Origin of the sequence: Mesorhizobium sp. M0698 (assembly GCF_040320455.1) — a bacterium.
GTDB lineage: Bacteria > Pseudomonadota > Alphaproteobacteria > Rhizobiales > Rhizobiaceae > Mesorhizobium.
In genome coordinates, this window is the sequence record NZ_JAMYPQ010000007.1 from 254028 (window position 1) to 260619 (window position 6592).

Genomic DNA, 6592 nt, shown 5'->3' on the forward strand with positions numbered 1-6592 from the left:
GCTCCTCGATCGCCTTCAGGAAATGGTCGGACGTCGATGTCCATCCAAAGAGTATCTGCACGAGCGTGATCGAGGCGTCATGATTGCTCCTTGAGGCGTTCCCAGGAGATGGGCTCGCTAGTGCAATCCGTTAGCAGTATGCAGTGATAGTCCCTGAAGAAGGCATCCCGAATTGTCGACTCCACACACACGCTGGTCGTGCATCCTGTCATGATGAGGTGTTTGATGCCTGCGGTCTTCAGAACAGAATCGAGTTCGGTCTCGTAGAAACCGCTGAACCGCGTTTTGTAGAGGACGACATCCCCTGCCTCTGGCTTGAGGTCGTTAACGATATCTGTTCCCCAGGTGTCGCGGATCAGAATCCGGCCCTCGCTACCGTCCGGGGCTGTCATGCTCTCACCGACCCGAAAGATCTGGAGATGTCGGATAGGTTGGGGGCGTCCGATGTCCCAAGGTCCGAGAGGTCGGAATAATACCCCATCTTCAGACAGACGATGGGCACTCTCAAATTGCGAGCGGCAGCTATTACGCTGGCAGTAGGGTCGACAGCCCGTTGAATCCCGGAGATATCGATTCCGGCTCTGTCGAACATTCCACCTTTGGAGCCGAAGTCATTTTGCATGTCCACCACGAGAACTGCAGCGTTAGCGGGATCAATTGAAATAGGTTGAGGCTTCGCGTCTATGACAAGTGGCTGCATTTTTATCCTCCCACCAGCATGAGGGTCGCTCTTTGCGCCCTTGGTTATCATGATCGGCCACCTACATCGCGTCAACAAAAGGGGGAGCTACATCCTGCTTGGGAGCCCCAGGAACAGCGGTTATACTGCTGCGCGGGGCAATGAAGTCGATCGGCTGACGATGCCGGAGCGTGCGGGCTTGCTCCGTCGCGCAGCAGCGACGATCAAATCCTATTGTGACGACATCGGCTATTCCGGAACGCCAGCCAATGACACCGGCTCTGACGACGTCGTCTTCGATCTGGAATCGATTGGGAGCATTGTCGAGATTTTTCCGGCCCTGAAGAGCGGAGATCGGCCCGCTCTTACCCATTCCTGCCCGACAGTTTGCGCCCAAGCCATCGCGCTCATTGGCTAATCGCGGCACCGTTCACCGCCCGCACAGAACTCTTACTACTACCAAAAAGAATACGCCGTTAACCAGATTTTCTAACCCGCCAATGCTTAATCGCGAGACTGAATGGGTGAGGTGATCGGTGTCAAACATAAGGGCGTTTCCGCTGTATCGGCGGCGGAAGTTGGTCGAGGGAGTTGCCCGCGTGCTGGAATCCAAGAACGGCGAGGAGGCGAATGCGTTCTGGCGCAGCACCGCCAAGACAATTCTCGTTCAGTTGTCCGAATCAGGAATTGCACCCGGGCGCGCCGAACAGGAAATTGGAACGCTTCTTCATGCCGTCTTACGCGAGATAGCCAGCCGGAGTGCTGCGAAACGCACACACTAGCGTCGACTCACGACGAATGATTGCCGCTTGCAGACTCGACTAGGCTTCGCACATGTTACTGCACTGCTCCCGTCGAATGCCAGGTTTCTCACCCCTCATTGCAATATGCGCAGCCGAACTGGCTCGACCAAGCCGGTTTCGGCAAAAGGCAGGCAGCTAGCGCGGCTCCCGCCCAAAAAGCCGGTTTCGAATATTTCATTGTTTACTCCAGCTGGCACGTGCCCGGTGGCAGCCAGCTGGAAACCTGGCGGAGCCAACCAATTGAGATCGTGAAACACTCCACTTACGCCAACGGTTAAGCTCGCTGCCTATCGCCGCGCTGGCCCTAATCACCGTCCGTCGCGGTCTATAATGGGTCGGCTGGCTGCTCCGCGTCGCAATGCTGATTGCCGAAGGACTGGCGCGGCCATGGACGGGCAAGCGCAGGTCCTGATGCGATGTTTGGTGAATCTGGTTTGCTGGGCTTGCATTCCATGGTGGCTCTATCGGCTGGAATAAGCTTCTGGCGGGCAGTGTCCGTTCGAATGATGCTTTTGCGTTGCCTTGAGCGCAAGTTTTTGGCCAGCCAGCCAGCGCCCCCTCTTAAGCATGCTGCTGGTCAAGGCCCAGCGGCCTCTAGCTGCTAGTCCCCCCTCAACCAAGCCGCTGGGCCATACCCGCTAGAGCGAAGCGTGCTGTCTCGCACATTAGCAATCCCTTGCTTAAGGCCGTGCACGCTCCAGACTCGTTTCATGAAGCGGGGAATTGGAATTGGCGACGTGGTCGCAATCACCGCGACTGATCAGCGATCCGCCAAATTGGCGGCAAATCCATTGGAAAGCGCGCCAGACCGAAGCTATACCGCGCGGTTAGCCGGTCCCCATCGTCCTGCCACTCGACAGCGCTGGCAATAGAGCACCAGATCCCGGTCAATACAGCCGCCCTACCCTTCGCAAGACGGTCGATGAGGGCCTGGATATCTATCCCTATTCGGCCGCACCTAAGTTCCAGATGTCCCGATGCAGGCGCCATGTCCCGTCGTCGCCCTTTTTCCAGACGACGAGATACTTGCCCGCGACGGTGGAGAGGGCGCCGCCTTTGCTCGGCACACCGAGCGTAAATGCGCCAACTTCGTAGGCGAGATTCCCGCTCCCTTCCACTTCCAGCGCCCTCAGGGTGAGATTCTTCATCCCGGCCTTGATTGCGCCCTGCCAGAATTCTTCCACGCCCTTGCGGTCATCGACGCGTTTGCCGTCGGGTGGCAGCAGGGCGGCATCGTCGGTATACATTTGACCTACCGCTGCTGCGTTTCCGCTGTTGAAGGCGTCCATGAATTTTACCAACGCCGCTTCGATGTCCTCACGAGCCGAGTGGGCGGCCGCAGACAATGCAGACGAAAGAAGCAGCACAGCAGCAAATGCAAATGACTGAACCAGTCTCATTTCGTCCTCCCTTGCGTGCCCGACATGCCCACCCGATGAATAGCGCCGACCCGAGGGCGCCGCGGCGTTCGATGGCCAGGCGCGGATTATATTAGACTTATCTGATATGACGGCGCAAGCGCAGCTGCGACCCTCTGAACGACCAGCGTAGCAGCTGCCGGAGAGCTTCAAAGCGGCGGCTACCGCCTCACTGCCCTCCTCGTCTCGACGAAAGAGTTCGTTCGAATGATGCTTTTCCGTGGCTTTGCTCGCAAGTTTTCGTCAGCCAGCACAGGGCCTCCTCTTACGCTCGCTGGTCGTCAAGGCCCAGCGGCCACTAGCTGACAGTCCCCCCGCAGCCAAGCCGCTGGGCCCCTCGACGTGGGGAACGAGCATTGGAGACGATGTCGCGCTTTCCGTTACAGCCCGAAGGCGGGTGACAGATGACCGCGTCAGCCTCTCCACCCCGAGCTACGATTTCACGCATTCGATCAGGCACAGCTCTCTCGGGCTAGCGCGCCAAGCATGAGTCAGCTCCCGAATGAGCAGGTGCCGCCCAGTTCAGCTTCGGCCCTTGGGCGCGCAAAGTATTGGGCGAGATCGATCGGCAGTCCGGTCGGCAAATTGGGGCAGCGATGGCGAGAATGAATGCCAGGAACTTCCCTTCGGTGCCGCTTCGTCGATCTGTTTGCCGAGAAGACGCGCGCGCTGCGTGCCGCCCCCCATACCGCAGAGAACTCACTTCAGGTCACACACACACACGACGCCACCGAGATCCTGCATCACTTTTCTACTCCGACGCCGCCACGTCACCAAGATCAGTCGCGAGCGTGATCGCGGCTATCAAATCGGGATCGCGCACCGGAGCGCTCTATGAGTGAGCCCCGAACGGCGCGCTCGAGCAATCCGGCTCGACGTAAGGCGGGCCATCTGTGCCGGCCTCGTGACTAAGAGACGGGCGAATGGCGGTTCCTGGACTCACCTTTCTGGTCTGAAGTCGCTTCCTTGAGCCGGTGGCGGAGTTCTTGCTTGATCGACTTCAGCACCGTTTTAGAATCGGTTTTCGGAAAATTTGTCTTGTGGCATCAATTTTCATGGGATAGGATCATTTTTCATAGGTTTTGGCCGACTAAACCAAAATTCGATGGAAGGATTCGCTTTTCATGCCTGCGGTGCAACAGCACCAATTTTCAGGTCCTGTTACCGTTTTTCAGGAAATCCGCCTTCCTGAAACGGCGACCCCGGCCGGGTACAGCGCCCTGATCGGAGCCTACAGGCTCGCCGCGCCCTTGCCCCGTAGGTTGTTCGCCACTGGCGAGCATCATCGCATTACCGAACGGGAAGGCTGGCGGATCATGACCCCCCGCCATGCCCCAAATCCTACCCTCGAAGGCCACCTGACCTTTGCGCTCAAGTACGAGGGACTGGACCTTGCCGTCCTCAAGCGGCTGTTCCAAGTGACCGGTCCCGCGCCGATCGAGGCGCTGGTCCGTGAAAGCCCGACCGGCAGTTATGCCCGCCGCATCTGGTTTTTATATGAATGGCTGAGGGGCGCGCGTATCGATCTGCCGGACGCGGAGGCCGGACGATACATTCCGGTTGTCGATCCCGAGCTGCAGTGGCCCGGACCCGACAAGACCGCTTCGCGCTATCGCGTAAGGGACAATCTCCCCGGCACGCGTGAGTTCTGCCCTCTGGTGTTCCGCACCAAGATTCTCGAAAAATTCATCGGCCTTGAACTACCGCGGCGCGCGGAGGCAATCGTAGCGGACGTGCCGCGCGACCTCCTTGCTCGGACCGCCGCCTTTCTTTTGCTCAAAGACTCGCGATCAAGCTATGCGATCGAGGGCGAGCACCCGCCGCAAGATCGCATCCAGCGCTGGGGCCGCGCCATCGGCGAAGCCGGCCGCTGGCCGATCGATCGCGATGAGCTGCTGCGTCTGCAAAGAATTGTACTTGGTGACGCTCGTTTCGTAAGACTTGGCTTCCGAAAAGAAGGAGGTTTCGTCGGTGAGCATGACCGAGACAACGGCACGCCCTTGCCCGATCACATCAGCGCTCGGCCCGAGGACCTGCCGCGGCTAATTGATGGAATGGCGGCGTTCGATCAGGGCCCCGCGCAAAAGCTTGATGCAGTCGTAGCCGCCGCAATCCTCGCCTTCGGCTTTGTCTACATTCACCCGTTCGAGGACGGAAACGGCCGCATTCACCGCTACCTAATCCACCACGTCCTTGCCATGCGCGGCTTCAATCCGCCGGGAGTGGTCTTTCCCGTCTCGGCCGCGATCCTGGACCAGATCAACGAGTACAGGGGCGTGCTCGAGAGCTATTCGCAGCGCCTTCTGCCGTTGGTGGAATGGGAACCGACGCCGCAATTCAACGTCCGGGTGCTGAATGACACCGGTGATTTCTACCGGTTCTTCGATGCAACCCCGCACGCCGAATTCCTCTATGCTTGCGTTCAGCGGACGATCGAACGGGACCTTCCCGAGGAAACCGCATTTCTGCAGCGCTACGATCAGTTCCGGCAGCAGGTGGACGCCTTTATCGACATGCCCGAGCGGTTGACCGATCTGCTCTTCCGTTTTCTTCACCAGAATGATGGACATCTATCGAACCGCGCGCGCGAAAAGGAATTCGCCGCGCTGACCAGTGACGAGGCAGGAAGAATCGAGGCGATCTACGCGCAAACCTTTGGTGCCCATTGAAGGTGTGATCATCAGGATTGATTTTTAGTCCGACGGTTTGCGATTCCCTTGTCCCCTGCCTTCATCTCCGACGCTTGACTTGTCGCCGAGACATGCACGATTTTTTCCGCACGGTCTGACCGGCCGCCGATCAGCCGCGGCCAGAACGCGCTTGACAAACCGGAGCCGTCCCGTCCAACCTCACGCATTCACCAGGGGAGTCCCGGCAAGGGGCTGAGATACTGCTGGCATTCGCGGCGCAGTGACCCGTTGAACCTGATCCAGTTCATACTGGCGTAGGGACGGTGCAAGCGCTTTGCGGGAGTTTACGCCCGAGGTCCTGTTTCAGCAGGTCGCTAGAAGCGTCTTTTCATCCTTCCGGCACAGAACTGGGTCTCCAATGCAACGAGCAAAGGAGCCTCAAGATGAATGCTCTCACCCCCGCCGTCTCGACGGGACCGCTGCCTGCCTCACGCAAAATCCACAAATCCGGTACCATCCACCCGCAGCTCAGGGTGCCGATGCGCGAAATCTCCGTCCATCCGACGGCAGGCGAGCCGCCGGTGACCGCTTACGATCCGTCCGGCCCCTATACCGACCCGACTGTCGAAACCAGCATCGAAAACGGCCTTGCACGGCTTCGCCATGAATGGGTCACCGCGCGCGGCGATGTCGAAGCCTATGACGGCCGCCACGTCCGGCCAGAAGACAATGGGTTTGCGGCGGGCGAGCGCCTAACACCGGAATTTCCAGTCCGCAACCGGCCACTCCGGGCCCAGACCGGCAAGGCGGTGACACAGCTTGCCTATGCGCGCGCTGGCATCATCACGCCCGAAATGGAGTTCGTCGCCATCCGCGAGAACCTTGGTCGCGAGATCCTGCACGGCAAGCTTGAGCGCGACGGCGAGGCCTTCGGCGCGGCGATCCCCGACTTCGTCACGCCTGAATTAGTCCGCCACGAGGTGGCGCGCGGACGCGCGATCATTCCCGCCAACATTAATCATCCCGAGAGCGAACCGATGATTATCGGTCGCAATTTCCTGG

At 59.2% G+C, this 6592-nt stretch carries 7 protein-coding genes and 1 riboswitch; of the genes, 4 read left to right on the forward strand and 3 right to left on the reverse strand.

The genetic code is table 11. The annotated features are described in order from the left end of the window. Window positions 1–77: 77 nt before the first annotated feature. Window positions 78–392, reverse strand: a complete 315-nt coding sequence (locus NKI16_RS17540) for a cysteine hydrolase family protein (protein ID WP_352644399.1) — start codon at window positions 390–392, stop codon at window positions 78–80. Continuing rightward, window positions 389–751, reverse strand: coding sequence for a cysteine hydrolase family protein (locus NKI16_RS17545; RefSeq protein WP_352644401.1), 363 nt, complete (start codon window positions 749–751; stop codon window positions 389–391). Before NKI16_RS17545 ends, NKI16_RS17540 begins: the two co-directional genes overlap by 4 nt. Between NKI16_RS17545 and NKI16_RS17550 the strand changes: the two genes are divergently transcribed. Together NKI16_RS17550 and NKI16_RS17555 are read left to right on the forward strand one after the other, a co-directional pair. After that, on the forward strand, window positions 741–1097 hold the full coding sequence (locus NKI16_RS17550) for a hypothetical protein (RefSeq protein WP_352907002.1): 357 nt from the start codon (window positions 741–743) through the stop codon (window positions 1095–1097). The two genes, NKI16_RS17545 and NKI16_RS17550, sit on opposite strands and share 11 nt — an antisense overlap. A gap of 118 nt (window positions 1098–1215) precedes the next feature. Beyond that, entirely contained in the window at window positions 1216–1461 is a 246-nt protein-coding gene (locus tag NKI16_RS17555) for a DUF6074 family protein (RefSeq protein WP_084641544.1), read from the forward strand. A gap of 965 nt (window positions 1462–2426) precedes the next feature. On the opposite strand, the gene NKI16_RS17560 is transcribed toward NKI16_RS17555, so the two are convergent. Further along, window positions 2427–2882 (reverse strand): YybH family protein, encoded by a 456-nt coding sequence (locus tag NKI16_RS17560; protein ID WP_352907003.1) that lies wholly within the window; start codon window positions 2880–2882, stop codon window positions 2427–2429. Between the two features lie 1142 nt (window positions 2883–4024). Here NKI16_RS17560 and NKI16_RS17565 point away from each other — a divergent pair. Together NKI16_RS17565 and NKI16_RS17570 are read left to right on the forward strand one after the other, a co-directional pair. Then, entirely contained in the window at window positions 4025–5569 is a 1545-nt protein-coding gene (locus NKI16_RS17565) for a Fic family protein (RefSeq protein WP_023679202.1), read from the forward strand. Window positions 5570–5752: 183 nt separating this feature from the next. Then, a riboswitch (TPP riboswitch) is annotated at window positions 5753–5869 on the forward strand. A 104-nt stretch (window positions 5870–5973) separates the two neighbouring features. Next, a partial coding sequence (locus tag NKI16_RS17570) for a phosphomethylpyrimidine synthase ThiC (RefSeq protein WP_352923538.1) occupies window positions 5974–6592 on the forward strand: 619 nt, incomplete at its 3' end.